This is a genomic window from Pseudoalteromonas qingdaonensis, assembly GCF_038739665.1.
Classification (GTDB): domain Bacteria; phylum Pseudomonadota; class Gammaproteobacteria; order Enterobacterales; family Alteromonadaceae; genus Pseudoalteromonas; species Pseudoalteromonas qingdaonensis.
The window spans coordinates 1-2500 of record NZ_JBCGCU010000027.1; the positions used below are offsets into that span (position 1 = coordinate 1).

General features: G+C 51.6%; 2 rRNA genes (1 of these 2 cut by a window edge). Both read right to left on the bottom strand.

The features are described from left to right. Window positions 1–113 (bottom strand): 5S ribosomal RNA (rrf, locus tag WCN91_RS15100); the annotation flags it as partial. 127 nt (window positions 114–240) lie between these two features. Beyond that, window positions 241–2500: ribosomal RNA gene (locus WCN91_RS15105) — 23S ribosomal RNA — on the bottom strand (it continues 623 nt past the right edge of the window).

Genomic DNA, 2500 nt, shown 5'->3' on the forward strand with positions numbered 1-2500 from the left:
CTGGTGATGACCTACTTTCACATGGCAAATGCCACACTATCATCGGCGCTGTTCCGTTTCACTACTGAGTTCGGCATGGGGTCAGGTGGGTCCAGAACGCTATTGTCACCAAGCATAAATTGTCTAACATGATTAAATTCATCACGTTAGTTAAATTCGGAAAGCTTTATAAGTAACTGTCTACTTCAGTCTTTAATTTCTAACTTCTAACTTAACAGTCTCACACCATTTTGGCGTTGTATGGTTAAGCCTCACGGGTAATTAGTACAGGTTAGCTTAACGCCTCACAGCGCTTCCACACCCTGCCTATCAACGTTGTAGTCTTCAACGGCCCTTCAGTGGAGTTAAACTCCAAGTGAGAACTCATCTCGAGGCTCGCTTCCCGCTTAGATGCTTTCAGCGGTTATCGATTCCGAACGTAGCTACCGGGCAATGCAATTGGCATCACAACCCGAACACCAGCGGTTCGTCCACTCCGGTCCTCTCGTACTAGGAGCAGCCCCTCTCAATTCTCAAACGCCCACGGCAGATAGGGACCGAACTGTCTCACGACGTTCTAAACCCAGCTCGCGTACCACTTTAAATGGCGAACAGCCATACCCTTGGGACCGACTTCAGCCCCAGGATGTGATGAGCCGACATCGAGGTGCCAAACACCGCCGTCGATATGAACTCTTGGGCGGTATCAGCCTGTTATCCCCGGAGTACCTTTTATCCGTTGAGCGATGGCCCTTCCATTCAGAACCACCGGATCACTATGACCTACTTTCGTACCTGCTCGACGTGTCTGTCTCGCAGTTAAGCTGGCTTCTACCATTACACTAACCGTACGATGTCCGACCGTACTTAGCCAACCTTCGTGCTCCTCCGTTACTCTTTGGGAGGAGACCGCCCCAGTCAAACTACCCACCAGGCACTGTCCGCAACCCCGATTCAGGGGCCAACGTTAGAACATCAAACATACAAGGGTGGTATTTCAAGGATGGCTCCACGGTAACTGGCGTCACCGCTTCAAAGCCTCCCACCTATCCTACACATGTAGGCTCAATGTTCAGTGCCAAGCTGTAGTAAAGGTTCACGGGGTCTTTCCGTCTAGCCGCGGGTACACAGCATCTTCACTGCGATTTCAATTTCACTGAGTCTCGGGTGGAGACAGCGTGGCCATGGTTACACCATTCGTGCAGGTCGGAACTTACCCGACAAGGAATTTCGCTACCTTAGGACCGTTATAGTTACGGCCGCCGTTTACCGGGGCTTCGATCAAGAGCTTCGCTTACGCTAACCCCATCAATTAACCTTCCGGCACCGGGCAGGTGTCACACCCTATACGTCATCTCGCGATTTAGCAGAGTGCTGTGTTTTTAATAAACAGTCCCAGCCACCTGGTCACTGCGACTCCCGTCCGCTTAGAGAGCAAGTCTCATCACAGATAGGAGCGTACCTTCTCCCGAAGTTACGGTACTATTTTGCCTAGTTCCTTCACCCGAGTTCTCTCAAGCGCCTTAGTATTCTCTACCTGACCACCTGTGTCGGTTTGGGGTACGATTCGGTATAAACTGAAGCTTAGAGGCTTTTCCTGGAAGTATGGCACCAACAGCTTCCACTCCGTAGAGTGTCGTCTCGGCTCTCAGCCTTAAAGAATCCCGGATTTACCTAAGATTCAAGCCTACAACCTTTCACACGGACAACCATCGCCGTGCCTGCCTAGCCTTCTCCGTCCCCCCATCGCATCTATACCAAGTACGGGAATATTAACCCGTTTCCCATCGACTACGCCTTTCGGCCTCGCCTTAGGGGTCGACTCACCCTACCCTGATTAACATGGGATAGGAACCCTTGGTCTTCCGGCGTGCGGGTTTTTCACCCGCATTATCGTTACTCATGTCAGCATTCGCACTTGTGATATGTCCAGCATGCCTCCCGGCACACCTTCAGCCACTTACACAACGCTCCCCTACCCCGCAACATAAGTTGCAGCCGCAGCTTCGGTGGTATGTTTAGCCCCGTTACATCTTCCGCGCAGGCCGACTCGACTAGTGAGCTATTACGCTTTCTTTAAAGGGTGGCTGCTTCTAAGCCAACCTCCTAGCTGTTTTAGCCTTCCCACATCGTTTCCCACTTAACATACACTTTGGGACCTTAGCTGGCGGTCTGGGTTGTTTCCCTCTCCACGACGGACGTTAGCACCCGCCGTGTGTCTCCCGGATAGTACTCATTGGTATTCGGAGTTTGCATGGGGTTGGTAAGTCGGGATGACCCCCTAGCCCAAACAGTGCTCTACCCCCAATGGTATTCGTCCGAGGCTCTACCTAAATAGATTTCGGGGAGAACCAGCTATCTCCCGGTTTGATTAGCCTTTCACTCCTAGCCACAGGTCATCCCCTAACTTTTCAACGTTAGTGGGTTCGGTCCTCCAGTTGATGTTACTCAACCTTCAACCTGCCCATGGCTAGATCACCGGGTTTCGGGTCTATACCTTGCAACTCAACGCGCAGTTAAC